Source organism: Virgibacillus sp. CM-4 (genome assembly GCF_000445495.1).
GTDB lineage: Bacteria > Bacillota > Bacilli > Bacillales > Amphibacillaceae > Virgibacillus > Virgibacillus salexigens.
In genome coordinates this window covers 297,276-310,372 of record NZ_AUQA01000006.1, presented here as the reverse complement: position 1 = coordinate 310,372, position 13,097 = coordinate 297,276, and the positions used below count along the sequence as shown (strand labels likewise).

Here is a 13,097-nt window from a genome sequence, read left to right as displayed (position 1 = left end):
ATCCAAAAATAATTATACCATTTTTTTTATGATTATTTCACCCATTTACCTATTTTTTTCGTCAGCTAATTGTTCTTTAATTGGTACTTCTTTTTTTGGTTCACTTCCTAAATAAATATTTTTAACGATAAGATAAATAATGATATGTCCAGCGCCAAAGATCGCTAATAAATATGGAATAGATTGTTCAGCTGGAAAGAGACTAGTTACAATCAGAAATGTTGTAATCGAGATAATTCTACCCAGATTTACAAATAACTCACGGACAACAATATATTCTACTCGTAGGTCCCTCGCTTTCCAAGCCTTTCCAATTACATCATAAGTTAAAGATACATACGGAATCGTAATGATTGGATAAGCTAGTCCAATACAAACTGCGTAAATGATCAGTTGGATATAACTAATCTCGAATAAAATGATAGCAATGGAAAAATAAAGAATTAAACTTCCAATTAGAATAGATTTTTTTCGCATGGTAGGTTTTATAACCTTGGTTCCAATAAAATAAAAAATAAGAGACATCCCAGAAAACACTAAATTGAACATTCCCAGTGAAAACTCACTATTTGTAATTAAAAACACCCAAATGGAGATAACAAAGGCAAATATTCCTTCCCTTAGACCCTGAAATATATGTGCATTTAGTATTCGGTTCCAGTTTTTATTATTTGAACGTTCGGCTAACACGCTACGGAAATAAAAGCTCCCCTCTGCTTTTCGACTTGCTAAAAAGAAACTACAAATAACTGCACAAATAAACATGATAAATGAGATAGTGAAAATAACAGTATAACCAATATTTGCTTCCATTTTTGCAATGATGGTCCCAGCTAACAATGGACCTATCATACCGCCGAAAGATTGTAACACACCTAAAAACCCATTAAAGAAATCTCTTGTATCTGGTTCTGTAATTTCAAAGGTAAGCACATTAAACGCAAGCCAATAAAAACCATATCCTATTCCCAATAAGCTCCCTAGCATAAAGTTAAAATAAGATGCCTTATCTGCAATAATTAATACGCTCAAAAAAAAGAGAGATAAAAAAATTACCCCTAAACGTAAGACAATAACCCGATCCACTCTCTTCGCTAACTTGCCGGCGAGAATAAACGTTAGCGGTTGAAATATATATATAGCTAAATTATAAACAGCAATCGTCGTGAAATCTTCCGATTGCTTCCATAAATAAACATTAACAAATGTATTTGATAAGAATATTCCTAATGAATATAAACCACCTATTACAAGTAAAAATATGAGATCTTTATTAATATCCATTTTTGCTTGGTTCAATGAAAGACTTTTTCGCATAATCCATACTCCTTTTTCGTTCCTTATTAGTGTGAGCAAATGAGTGGAGGATATGCAAAGAAGCTCAAACAAAACACAAAAAAGCATGTGAAGAAAACCTTCACATGCCTTTATCTCACTGAAATATATTATTTAGCTTCGTTATAATTTTTTGCTACCTGATCCCAATTAACTACATTCCAGAAAGCGGAAACATAGTCTGGACGTTTATTTTGATATTTTAGGTAGTAAGCATGTTCCCAAACATCAAGACCTAAAATAGGCGTTTTTCCTTCCATTAATGGAGAGTCTTGATTTGGCGTACTCATAATTTCTAAGTCGCCATTATTTAATACTAGCCATGCCCAACCAGAACCGAACCGTCCTGTTGCAGCATTTCCGAATTCCTCTTTAAACTTATCAAAACTGCCAAATTTAGTATCAATTTTCTCAGCAAGTTCTCCTGTTGGTTCACCGCCACCATTTGGAGATAAGATTTTCCAGAAAAGGCTGTGGTTTGCATGTCCCCCACCATTATTACGTACTGCAGTACGTGAACTTTCTGGTACAGCATCTAAATTACTTATTAGATCCTCTAACGATTTATTTTGAAGGTCTGCATGTCCTTCCAAAGCACCATTTAATTTCGTTACATACGTATTATGATGCTTTGTATGGTGAATGTTCATGGTTTCTTTGTCAATTGTAGGTTCTAGTGCATCGTAAGCGTATGGTAGTTCAGGTAATTCAAATTTTGCCATTTTTCCTTCCTCCTCTAATAAATCTTTTTATTAAAAAGGATTGAATATTCACCCTTTTAATGCAAGGGTATCAAAGCTCCTCTATCGATGCAAATTATATGCATTTATTACCAACTATTCGACAAATAAAAAAACAAGCCAGTTGCTTGTTATAAAATGGTGGCTCGGGACGGAATCGAACCGCCGACACAGGGATTTTCAGTCCCTTGCTCTACCGACTGAGCTACCGAGCCTTTACTAAATTTTGAATCTTCATTATCACTGTTTTGCTAGTAATTATGTATGGAGGAGGTAGAGGGATTCGAACCCCCGCGGGCTGTTACACCCCTGGCGGTTTTCAAGACCGCTCCCTTCAGCCAGACTTGGGTATACCTCCGATAAGAATGAATGGTGGACCCTGCAGGACTCGAACCTGCGACCGATCGGTTATGAGCCGATAGCTCTGACCAACTGAGCTAAGGGTCCTTTGCTATTATTCATTTTTAAATGGGGCGACCGGTGGGGATCGAACCCACGGATGCCGGAGCCACAATCCGGTGCGTTAACCACTTCGCCACGACCGCCATACGATAGTTTATAAATAATGGTGGCGGCGGAGGGGATCGAACCCCCGACCTCACGGGTATGAACCGTACGCTCTCGCCAGCTGAGCTACACCGCCACAATGGCTCCACAGGTAGGATTCGAACCTACGACCGATCGGTTAACAGCCGATAGCTCTACCACTGAGCTACTGTGGAATATTGTTATATCAACTATCTAGTAATTATAGCGACAAGATATAATTTACCATGTTCTACATCTTCTGTCAATGTTTTTTTATTTCATGCATTCGATATATTATGTAAATGCCGTTGTTAAAACGACAATATTTACTATAGCATCTTCTATTTAGGATTTCAATACAAAATTTAAATTTAGAAAATTTTTATTTTAAATCACCTCCATATTTCATTAACTTATTTATTCCTAAATAATACCATTCCTCTTTTCTCTCAACAAATAAGAAGTTCCGGCTGGTGGAGCTATGTATCGGCTTTCCTTATTTGTCTGACATCTTTAATACAAGATACCTTCAGCGTAAAGTAAATAAACAGTGATTTTGTTATACATAAATAAGAAGGCTGTCGAGACATTAGTCTCGACAGCCTGGAGGCAAATCCGGATCATAAGATCATAAAAGATCCTCTGCCTGTTTATCTATTCACCCAATACTTCTTCAGCAATATTTACAGCATGGTCACCGATTCGTTCTAAATTACTTATAATATCGACAAAAACGATACCTGCTGATCCCGTGCATTTGCCTTCATTCATACGAATAATATGCTTCTTACGGAAATTACGTTCCATTTTATCAATTTGATCTTCTTTCTGGATTACCGCAAGCGCCTCTTCTCTATCCATATCCTGAAGTGATTTTACAGCTTGTTTTACGGTTGAAATAGTTAACTCGAACATTTCATTTAGATCTTCGTGAGCTTTGTCCGTTAAATGTACCTTATTCGACATTTTATAATCAATTAATTCTACAATATTCTCAAAATGATCCCCAATTCGTTCTATATCTCGAACCGAATCTAATAATGCTGAATGTTTGGCACTATCTTGTTCGGAAAGTGACTCAGCTGAAAGCTCTACTAAATAATCCGTAATTTTTCGATCAAGGCTATTTAAAGCACCTTCTATCTGTAATGCCATCTCCGAATGTTTTGATGTTTGTGTATTAAGATATTTATTTGTTTCTTCAAGACCCTTGTACGCATACTCACCCATGCGAATAACTTCAGATTTAGCTTGATCTAAAGCTAGGGACGAAGATTGCTGGATAAATATCGGATCTAAGTGTTGTGGTTTATATTCTACTACAGTATCTTCGCCTGGGATTATTTTTGTTACTAACCATGCAAAAGCACCGATGAATGGAAATTGAATAATTGTATTTGTAATATTAAAGCTTCCGTGTGCAAAGGCGATCGTCATTTCTGGATTTAAATTAAACTGTCCTTGTAAAAATTCAACAAATTGTGAGAATAATCCTAGTAATAGCAACCCGATCGTTGCACCTATTAAGTTAAAAATAACGTGCGTATATGCTGCTCGTTTTGCAGCAACTGTTGCACCAATTGATGCTAAAACAGCAGTAATGGTAGTACCAATATTATCACCAAATAATACAGGCACAGCTGCTTGTAGATCAATAGCACCTTGCGCAAACAAACCTTGCAAGATTCCAATTGTTGCACTAGAGCTCTGAACAATAACTGTAAATACTGTACCGATAACAACACCTAGTACAGGATTATCACTCATGCTTACCGTAAGTTCATGGAAAGCCTCTAAACTACGTAATGGCTCCATTCCGCTACTCATTAATTCAAGTCCGAAAAATAAAGCACCAAAGCCAAATACACCTTGTCCAACAGCACTAACTTTCTGATTTTTAAAGAAAAATAATAGGAAACACCCAACTGCGATAATTGGTAGAGCATACTCCCCAATATCAATACCTATAATAAATGCAGTAACCGTTGTTCCAATGTTAGCACCCATAATGACACCGATAGCTTGTCTCAACGTCATAAAGCCTGCGTTAACAAGTCCAACGGTTAAAACAGTTGTCCCGGAACTACTTTGAATCAATATCGTTACAATAATCCCAGCAAGTACTCCCATAAATGGGTTGCTCGTAAATCGATCTAAGATATTTCTAAGACGATCTCCGGCTGACTTTTGTAGACCTTCACCCATATATTTAATACCTAGAAGAAAGATCCCTAGTCCACCTATAAATTCAAATATCAGTGTTTGCACATCAATTTCCAAAATATATACCTACCCTTCATTCATGTTGAATCATGTCGCACCATATCAATATTAAGTATACATAAACTTTTTGTAAAGGTTTATCGAGTATATTTAACATTAAATTTACATTCGAGTCACACTTATTATGTACGAGCTGATTTTAATCATTCCAGATAGGATAAAGAACAAACAAAAAGATAATCGAATTCACTTCGATTATCTTTACACATGAAAGCATTAGCTATTTTTTGGTTCAACAAGGATTTTTGTTCCATCAACTTGAACGACTCTAATTGTTGTGTTTTTGGGAAGCCACTGCCCATTCGAAACCGCGCTATAATCTTTTTCGGCTATGCGAATTGTCCCAACAGGGCGTAAATCTGTTAACGTAACACCTTCTTGATTAACTAATGCTTCATATGTGCTATTTAATGAATTATATCCTGCTTCCTTTGTTAATTGATCTTTTAGGGTAATTTTATTCCACATGTCTCTACGTTTAAATACTTTTAAGAATAAGAAGGAAGCACCAGTCCCAACTAATACACCTAAGACAGCATACAAACCAGCTGCTAAATTCGGTGCAGGTAGTGCTACAGCTGTTAACATGCTGGCTAAACCTATCGTAGCTAAAGTACCATCATTTAATAGTTTGCCATCGATAACAATAAGTAATAATCCGATAAAATAAATAATAACCATAATAATAATCGAGCTTGTTTCAACATATGCACCAAAGTACACGGTAATAAATCCGATACCTAATAAAGCGAATAATCCACGCATATTAACCAAAACTTCACCAATTAAAAATAATGTTGCAAATCCGGTTATAACAAGCCCTATCCAATCCATTTCTAAAAGCGCCAAAGAATTTCCCCCTCTCACCTTCTCCCTAATATATACGTTTTACAACGGAGAATTGTTTCATTATAAGGAGTAGATCTTATGTATATATTGAAGAAATTAGCTATATGGTTACTTATTATACTGATGTTATCCATTATTTATAAAGATATTTCTAATATTTCAATAACAAACGATGGCCCGCAATTAAAGCAGCAGAAAGAGCAGCCGATATTCTCATCATACCATGTCATAACGAAAAAAGTCCAAGCGGGTGAGACTGTCCTTTCAATAATGGAGGAGATTAACCAATCAAAGTTGAATCACTTAAATATAGAGAAAATCATCCAGGATTTTCAAACCGTTAATCCCCATACTGATCCATTCCGTCTCGAAGTTGGAAAATATTACTATTTCCCTGCCTATGAATAAAAAAAGGGGCTGATGACAGCCCCTTTTCTAGACGAAAGGTAATACAAACAAGGTAATTAATATAGAAATTGCCCCTGCTGCTATCGCTATATTTCCTAATGTGTCTGCTCCTCGGCTACGGGACATAAAGCCAAGAATGATCCCTGCAGCTCCAAATATTACTGGCCAAATAAAGAAAGAAATAACGGATAAAGCAATCCCTATCCAGCCAAATGTTGTATTTACATCATCGTCCCCTGCTACATCGGGCTCATAATTATCTGCTGTCATTTCAGCAGCGAATTCCTCGTCACGGGAACTATCTGGCTCAACCCCAACAAAATCTTGATTTTTTCTTTGTTCACCATGATTCGGTGCTTTTTCAACATCTTTCATTCCATTGCGACCTGGATATTGATTCATGAAAGAGACCTCCCTTTTCTTATATTGAGGTGCATCTTTAGCTTATGGAATTTCATCATTTTTAATGGTGTAAGTTAATGGAAGGGAAAAGTTTACCTCAGACAAGATTATTTTTTCTGCTTTGCTGCATATAGTACATTACAATACTTAAAAAGGGAGTAAGTGAATACATGTCCAATTTTCTTAAGGAAATGATTCAAAAAAAGCTCTCACAATTATCTGCAGATGAGCTTTTACACTATGCAGGACAATACGGTTTTTCATTAGATGCCAGGGAAGCGCAGCAAATTGTCATGTATGTGAAACAAAACAACGTGGATCCTTTTTCGGCAAATGGCAGGGAAAAAATGTTAAGGGAATTAGCAAAAATCACTGATATTCAGACAGCCAAAAAAGCGCAAAAACTTTTTAATGAACTCATTCAATCCTATGGACTAAGTCATCTTTTTGAATAGGAATAATACGAAATACTCGTATTATTCCTTCTTTTTGGACTTATTTTTCCCCTTGAATGATTTTTTCTTTCAAATCTGAATCGAAATCACCTTTTTTAATCATGTCAATTTCAAATTTGTAAGGTGCCTTTTTATTTTTTTTATCTTCTCCAACATATGGAGTTTCTAATATTTTTGGCAACGGTTCTAATTGAGGATGATTACTCACGTATAAAAGTGCTTCAAATCCGATGTGACCAAAACCAATGTTTTCATGACGATCTTTATGTGCACCTATTTCATTTTTGCTATCATTTACGTGAACCACTTTAATACGATCAATTCCAACTATTTTATCAAATTGATCAAGTACGCCATCAAAATCATTTACAATATTATAGCCACCATCATGAATATGACACGTATCCATGCATACAGATAATTTTTCGTTATGCGTTACGCCATCAATTATTTTTGCCAGTTCGTCAAATGTTCTTCCAATTTCTGAACCTTTACCAGCCATTGTTTCTAAGGCAATTTGTACATCTTTATCTTTCTCTAGTACTTCATTTAGGCCTTCAATAATTCGCTTAATCCCTTTATCGGCACCTTCTCCTACATGTGATCCTGGATGCAACACGATTTGTTTAGCACCAATTGCAGCTGTCCGGTCAATTTCATTCCGTAAAAAATTAACCCCAAGTTCAAAGGTTTCAGGTTTAACTGTATTGCCAATATTTATTATATAGGGCGCATGGACAACAATATCGCCAATACCATTTTCCCTCATATGTTCTATACCACGCTCAATATTTAATTCTTCAATTGGCTTTCTCCGTGTATTTTGAGGAGCCCCTGTATAAATCATGAATGTATTTGCACCATAGGAAGCAGCTTCCTCCGATGAACCCTGCAGCATTTTTTTACCACTCATTGAAACATGAGATCCGATCTTTACCATGCCTAATCACCTCTCCAGTATATCAATTATTTTTTATATTTTTTCTTTTTTAATTGTTTTTTAATTGCTTCTTGCTGCTTCTTCATTTTTTTCTTATAACCTGGTTTAACCTTCGTTGTCTTTTTCACACGTTTCCACGCTTCTTTATCAGCATTGGTAGCATTTCTTCCTCGGACAGTGCGTTGGTTCCAAGGCTTCGCTTCATGCCACGTCCCATTACGTACGTCTGTATACATAATAGGTAAGCCTTTTTGCTCGAGTCTATTAATAAGTAATTCATCTTGCTCTCGGTATATGCTTATAGCAGTACCTTCCATTCCGGCTCTAGCAGTCCTGCCAACACGATGAATATAAAAATCTGCTTCTTTAGGCAATTGAGCATTGATAACATGACTCACACCTTTGATATCTATCCCTCGAGAAGCCAAATCGGTTGCAACAATATATTGATAACGGAGATTTTGAATCTCCTTTAACATACGTTTCCTTTCGCGCGGGGACAAGCCACCATGGATAAGACCATTAGGTATACCTTTTTCCTGTAGCACAGCGGATAATTCGTTTGCCTGCTCTTTGCCATTGGTAAAGATAATGGCCAAGTAAGGATTTATGGCTTTCGATATTTCATATATAATCGAAGCCTCGTCCCGATGTTTTAAAGCAATTAATCGATGTTCCATTGTTTCAGGCGAGAAATGATCCTCTATTTTTACATATACCGGATGTTCTAAATACTTTTTGAAAAAATGCTGTAATCGCTGTGGAATGGTAGCTGAAAAAACAAGTAATTGAACAGATGGATGAGAGCGCACTAATAATTGGTCGACTTCATTGATAAATCCTAAATCAAGCATCAAATCTGCTTCATCGATAACAAATGAGTTAGCAGAGTAAATGGAAAGAGCTTCTTCTTTTACCATATCAAGAATTCGCCCAGGGGTGCCAACAATAATATGAGGCGGTTCTTTTAATTTTTCCATCATCTTTTGCTTATCTGTACCACCAATTAGCAACTTAGCCTTCCATTGCTTTTCGGCATACGTAATTATCTTTTTGACCTCATCAAATAACTGTGTGGCTAACTCCCTTGTGGGCGCTGTTATAACCAATTGCACCTCACTTTTGTCATCGCTAATCTGATTCATTAATGGAAGTAAAAAAGCATGTGTTTTCCCAGAACCTGTTCGCGATTGACCAATTACACTCTTTCCTTCTAATATTGCTGGAATAACCTTTCTTTGCACTTCAGTAGGTGTTTGGAATTCCAACTTTTCAATAACTGATTCCATTATTGGTTGAAGTTTAAATTCCTTAAAATCATCTTTATTCATTTTCGTACTCCTTTTCTACTTACATAAACTGAAATGGATCTGTATTCGTTGTTGAAGTTATTACTTCAATCCCCATATCTTTAAACCTGTCATTCAAATAATTTTTAACAGCATCTTTCATTATTTTTTCTGCATAATGACCCGAATCAATAACTGCCAATCCGATTTGCCATGCATCTTGTGCTATATGAAACGTCATATCCCCAGTTATATAAACATCTGCTCCTTTTAATTTAGCCTGATGAATATATTTTTCGCCACTTCCACCAAGAATAGCAATTGTTTTTACCTTTTTATCTAAATTTCCAGTTACGCGAACATTTTCCATTTGAAACGCGGATTTCACTTTTTCTACAAAATCCCTTAACACCATCTTTTCTTCGAGATGACCAACACGTCCAAGTCCCATAGCCTCTCCTTTATTTCCTAATGGGTATATATCATAAGCCGCCTCTTCATATGGATGTGCATCTATCATTTGCTCAAGCACAGAAGATAATTTATGCTCTTCTACAATCGTCTCTAATTTAGCCTCTTCTACTTTTTCAAGTTGATTCGTATTTCCGATAAAAGGATTTGTACCTTCGAGCGGTTTAAAAGTACCTTGACCATGACTGTGAAACGTACAATGACTATAATTGCCAATATGCCCAGCTCCCGCCTTGCTTATCGCTTCTCTGACTTGATCGATATGGGATATTGGTACATAAACAGCCAATTTAACTAGGCTCTTCGATTGTTCATCTACTAATACACGACTAGACGTTAAACCAATGGCATCAGCGAGTTGATCATTTACCCCTCCAATTGCTGCGTCTAAATTTGTATGGGATGCATATACAGTTATACCATGGTTCACTAATTTTTGCATGATTTTGCCTGAAGGTGTATCCATATTTAACTGCCGCAATGGTTTGAATAGTAATGGATGGTGAGCAATAATTAAATCAACATGTTTTTCAATTGCTTCGTCAACGACATTTTCTAAAACATCCAATGTAATCATAATTTTGCTAACAGGTTTATTGTAAGCTCCAACTTGTAACCCAACATTATCCCAATCATAGGCAAGATAGGTAGGGGCAAGTGCCTCCATTACTTTAAAAATATCACGATTTGTCAATTGAATTTGTTTCATTTGTAACCTCCGCAATCCATTTTTTCTCTTGTAAGAATTGATTTATCTTTAATTGATCCGATTGCTTTGCTTGTTTCATTTGCTGAATAACACGCTCTAATTTTTTTGCTTCGGCCTTCCATTTTTTATAAAACGCATAAGGTTTCTTGAGAAGGAGAATTGGTCCGAATAATAATTGTTGTTCATCCAATGTTGCAGGTGTAGAAGGATTGGCATTCCATTCTGATTTGATAATTTCATAAAAATGTCCATTTTCTTCAACTAAATCTTCATCTGTAATTGTATATCCATTGGTAATTAACCATATACGAACTGCACGAGCATCGACATTTGGTTGAGCAATAATTTGGTCGGTAATTTCCAATTTATCCTTTCCTTCATTCAATATACTCTTGATTAATGAACCACCCATACCAGCAATAACCACTTGTCTAGCTTCTTGATGATATAATACATGAAGACCATTTCCTAATCGAACATCAATCTGATCTTCAAGATTGTGACTCTTTACCGTTTCTACCGCACTCCTATATGGACCTTCATTAACCTCACCTGCTATTGCCTTCGCTGTTTGATCATTTTTACAAACATAGCAAGGTAAATACGCATGATCCGAACCAATGTCAGCAAATACAGCCCCTTTAGGTAAGAAAGAGGCTACTCGTTTTAATCGTTTTGAAAGCTTTACATCTGCCATTATTTCCTCCACATTTCTCTATTTATTCGTTATGTTCTTATATAAAGAAAAGCTTTCTGTTTATTAGCAGAAAGCTTCGCTTTTCACCTATTTCATCACGTTTAATTACTTTTTCTCTGCCAGCCATTTAGCCAATACTTCAGCCTCGGCTTCATTGGCCATACCAGCAGGCATTTGTCCTTTACCATTAATAATTACATCTTGAATCTCTTCTTGAGACAATCTACTACCAACTTGTGTCAAATCTGGTCCCATACCTCCAGATAGATCTGCCCCATGGCAGCTTGCACAATTCGATTCAAATATTGCTGCCGGATCATCGGTTGTCTCACCTTCTTGAGACTCGGCTTGTTCACCGCCACCTTCTTCCGCTTGTTGCATGTCATTACGTTGATCTAATCCTACAAATGATAGAATAATTACGCCAAGTATCCCTACTAAAGCAATGATTGCATATGGGATAACAGGGTTTCTTTTCATTACGTTTCCTCCTTATGTAATCCCCATTTCGTTATTAACTGTAAAAGACTATATTTATTTTACTTGAAAAACTGCTTTCTTTAAAGTGTTTACACATGAAAATTTATTAAAACTATTTAAATCTATAGACATAATAGACGAAAAATAGCAACTTATAAATAATACGATATATTAAGGAAGCCTTGCCGTCTTGATCATAATCCATACATATATGATCAGCATTAAAATACAAGTTGCAAAATAGTCTGAAATTGCGTAAAATGAAAACAAGAAATTGAAAACGTTAACAAAAATAAATTAGGATGATTATTATTAAAAGGAAAATCATTGGACAATGACGAGCATTGTCCAATGACATGAATTAATCAAGAAAATCTTTCAAACGTTTGCTTCTACTCGGATGTCTTAGTTTGCGAAGTGCCTTCGCTTCTATTTGACGGATTCTTTCTCTTGTTACACCGAACACTTTACCAACTTCTTCTAATGTTCTAGTACGACCGTCATCTAGACCAAATCGCAAGCGTAGTACATTTTCTTCACGATCTGTTAACGTATCAAGAACATCTTCTAATTGTTCTTTTAGTAATTCATAAGCCGCATGATCAGATGGAGAGACCGCTTCTTGGTCTTCAATAAAATCACCTAAGTGAGAGTCATCTTCTTCTCCGATTGGAGTTTCTAGAGATACTGGTTCTTGTGCAATTTTGAGTATGTCACGAACTTTATCTGGCGCTAGTTCCATTTCTTCTCCAATTTCTTCTGGAGTAGGTTCTCTACCTAAGTCTTGCAGCAATTGTCTTTGAACACGAATTAATTTATTAATCGTTTCTACCATGTGTACGGGAATTCTTATTGTTCTTGCTTGGTCAGCTATCGCTCTTGTAATTGCCTGTCTTATCCACCAAGTTGCATAGGTACTAAACTTGAATCCTTTTCGGTAATCAAACTTTTCTACTGCTTTAATTAATCCCATATTTCCTTCTTGGATAAGATCTAGGAATAACATACCTCTGCCCACATACCGCTTTGCAATACTCACAACTAAACGTAAGTTTGCTTCAGAAAGGCGGCGTTTCGCTTCTTCATCACCTTTTTCGATTCGTGTTGCTAAATCGATCTCTTCAGCAGCAGATAATAAATCAACCCGGCCAATTTCTTTTAAATACATACGTACTGGGTCATTTATCTTGATTCCCAATGGTACGCTAAGGTCATTCAGGTTAAATTCTTCCTCTTTTGCAATTTGTTGCATACTAGGATCCTCTTCGGATTCTCCTATTACTTCAACACCTTGATCTGCTAGGTACTCATAAAATTCGTCCATTTGGTCTGATTCAAGCGTAAAATTAGACAAACGATCTGCTATTTCTTCATATGCCAAAACACCTCGTTTTTTACCCATTTCTAATAACTGGTCTTTGGCTTGTTCTAAGGTTAGTTCAGATTCATTTTCTTTTGTTTGTGAAGGCTTGTTATCGGCCATGAGTCCCCCTCCTTCCATACTGCATAAA

The 13,097-nt window shown here is 36.2% G+C and carries 13 protein-coding genes and 6 tRNA genes; 2 read left to right on the top strand and 17 right to left on the bottom strand.

What is annotated here, in order from left to right; translation table 11 throughout:
• Positions 1-45: 45 nt before the first annotated feature.
• From M948_RS34765 to M948_RS34720, 10 genes are all read right to left on the bottom strand, one after another.
• Positions 46-1,317 carry an MFS transporter gene (locus tag M948_RS34765; protein ID WP_021291105.1) on the bottom strand — a complete coding sequence of 424 codons (1,272 nt, stop codon included), beginning with the start codon at positions 1,315-1,317 and terminating at the stop codon, positions 46-48.
• 128 nt (positions 1,318-1,445) lie between these two features.
• Positions 1,446-2,057, bottom strand: a complete 612-nt coding sequence (locus tag M948_RS34760; protein ID WP_021291104.1) for a superoxide dismutase — start codon at positions 2,055-2,057, stop codon at positions 1,446-1,448.
• A 157-nt stretch (positions 2,058-2,214) separates the two neighbouring features.
• Positions 2,215-2,290 (bottom strand) — tRNA-Phe (locus tag M948_RS34755).
• 50 nt (positions 2,291-2,340) lie between these two features.
• Positions 2,341-2,433: transfer RNA gene (locus M948_RS34750), tRNA-Ser, on the bottom strand.
• 12 nt (positions 2,434-2,445) lie between these two features.
• Positions 2,446-2,522: transfer RNA gene (locus tag M948_RS34745), tRNA-Ile, on the bottom strand.
• A 22-nt stretch (positions 2,523-2,544) separates the two neighbouring features.
• Positions 2,545-2,620: transfer RNA gene (locus M948_RS34740), tRNA-His, on the bottom strand.
• Between the two features lie 21 nt (positions 2,621-2,641).
• Positions 2,642-2,718, bottom strand: a tRNA-Met gene (locus M948_RS34735).
• Positions 2,719-2,722: 4 nt separating this feature from the next.
• Positions 2,723-2,797: transfer RNA gene (locus M948_RS34730), tRNA-Asn, on the bottom strand.
• Between the two features lie 460 nt (positions 2,798-3,257).
• On the bottom strand, positions 3,258-4,883 hold the full coding sequence (locus tag M948_RS34725) for a Na/Pi cotransporter family protein (protein ID WP_021291103.1): 1,626 nt from the start codon (positions 4,881-4,883) through the stop codon (positions 3,258-3,260).
• Positions 4,884-5,102: 219 nt separating this feature from the next.
• Complete coding sequence (locus tag M948_RS34720; RefSeq protein WP_021291102.1) at positions 5,103-5,735, bottom strand: NfeD family protein; 633 nt, start codon at positions 5,733-5,735, stop codon at positions 5,103-5,105.
• Positions 5,736-5,813: 78 nt separating this feature from the next.
• On the opposite strand from M948_RS34720, the gene M948_RS34715 reads away from it, so the two are divergent.
• On the top strand, positions 5,814-6,143 hold the full coding sequence (locus M948_RS34715) for a hypothetical protein (RefSeq protein ID WP_021291101.1): 330 nt from the start codon (positions 5,814-5,816) through the stop codon (positions 6,141-6,143).
• Between the two features lie 27 nt (positions 6,144-6,170).
• On the opposite strand, the gene M948_RS34710 is transcribed toward M948_RS34715, so the two are convergent.
• Positions 6,171-6,545, bottom strand: a complete 375-nt coding sequence (locus M948_RS34710; RefSeq protein ID WP_021291100.1) for a hypothetical protein — start codon at positions 6,543-6,545, stop codon at positions 6,171-6,173.
• A 170-nt stretch (positions 6,546-6,715) separates the two neighbouring features.
• Here M948_RS34710 and M948_RS34705 point away from each other — a divergent pair, with 170 nt between their 5' ends.
• On the top strand, positions 6,716-7,000 hold the full coding sequence (locus tag M948_RS34705; protein WP_021291099.1) for a DUF2624 domain-containing protein: 285 nt from the start codon (positions 6,716-6,718) through the stop codon (positions 6,998-7,000).
• Positions 7,001-7,040: 40 nt separating this feature from the next.
• Here the strand turns inward: M948_RS34705 and M948_RS34700 are convergent, their stop codons facing one another.
• The 6 genes from M948_RS34700 to rpoD form a co-directional block, all read right to left on the bottom strand.
• The gene (locus M948_RS34700) at positions 7,041-7,940 is read right to left on the bottom strand and encodes a deoxyribonuclease IV (RefSeq protein ID WP_021291098.1); all 900 of its coding nucleotides are present in this window, start codon (positions 7,938-7,940) and stop codon (positions 7,041-7,043) included.
• 26 nt (positions 7,941-7,966) lie between these two features.
• Entirely contained in the window at positions 7,967-9,271 is a 1,305-nt protein-coding gene (locus tag M948_RS34695) for a DEAD/DEAH box helicase (protein ID WP_021291097.1), read from the bottom strand.
• 19 nt (positions 9,272-9,290) lie between these two features.
• Entirely contained in the window at positions 9,291-10,409 is a 1,119-nt protein-coding gene (locus M948_RS34690) for a Nif3-like dinuclear metal center hexameric protein (protein ID WP_021291096.1), read from the bottom strand.
• Positions 10,381-11,106 (bottom strand): tRNA (adenine(22)-N(1))-methyltransferase, encoded by a 726-nt coding sequence (locus M948_RS34685; protein ID WP_021291095.1) that lies wholly within the window; start codon positions 11,104-11,106, stop codon positions 10,381-10,383. Before M948_RS34685 ends, M948_RS34690 begins: the two co-directional genes overlap by 29 nt.
• Positions 11,107-11,211: 105 nt before the next feature.
• Positions 11,212-11,586, bottom strand: coding sequence for a cytochrome c550 (cccA, locus tag M948_RS34680; protein WP_021291094.1), 375 nt, complete (start codon positions 11,584-11,586; stop codon positions 11,212-11,214).
• Positions 11,587-11,947: 361 nt separating this feature from the next.
• Complete coding sequence (gene rpoD / locus M948_RS34675; protein ID WP_021291093.1) at positions 11,948-13,069, bottom strand: RNA polymerase sigma factor RpoD; 1,122 nt, start codon at positions 13,067-13,069, stop codon at positions 11,948-11,950.
• Between the last annotated feature and the right edge of the window lie 28 nt (positions 13,070-13,097).